This window comes from Streptosporangium vulgare (assembly GCF_042428775.1).
In the GTDB taxonomy this organism is placed as follows: domain Bacteria; phylum Actinomycetota; class Actinomycetes; order Streptosporangiales; family Streptosporangiaceae; genus Streptosporangium; species Streptosporangium vulgare.
On the sequence record NZ_JBHMBS010000157.1, the window covers coordinates 1 to 608 of the forward strand.

The following is a 608-nucleotide window of genomic DNA, read 5'->3' on the forward strand; positions in this document are numbered from 1 at the left end:
GGCCACCGGCCGCCCCGCGGCGTCGAACAACTCCCCCGGCCGATACGAGCACATCCACTCCCCCAACATCGCCAGATGCTCGGGATTGTCACGCACCTCCGACAACGGCACCTGATGGGCGCGCCAGGTGCCCTCCATCGGCAGGCCGTCGACCTCCTTGGGGCCGGTCCACCCCTTCGGGGTGCGCAACACGATCATCGGCGGCCGGCCGCCCCGCCCCTCCTTGTAGTCGGCGATCTGCTCGAACACCGTATCCAACGTCTCGGCCATCAGCGCGTGCATCGCCTCCGGATCCTCCCCCGACACCAGATGCGGCCGATACCCATACCCTTCCATCAGCTTGACCAGCTCCCCCTCCGGGATACGAGCCAGCACCGCCGGATTGGCGATCTTGTAACCGTTCAGATGCAAGATCGGCAGCACGACACCATCACGGCCCGGCGCGCGGAACTTGTTGGAATGCCAGCTCGCCGCCAGCGGCCCGGTCTCGGCCTCCCCGTCCCCGATCACACACGCCACCACCAGATCAGGGTTGTCGAACGCCGCCCCATAGGCGTGCGCCAGCGAATACCCCAGCTCACCACCCTCATGAATCGACCCCGGCGTCT

Annotated in this window: 1 protein-coding gene; it reads right to left on the reverse strand. The window is 67.3% G+C overall.

Annotated features, from left to right (window positions below; translation table 11 throughout):
* Positions 1–608: phosphoketolase family protein (locus ACFFRH_RS44470; protein WP_512701150.1), on the reverse strand; the 608-nt coding region annotated here is incomplete at both ends.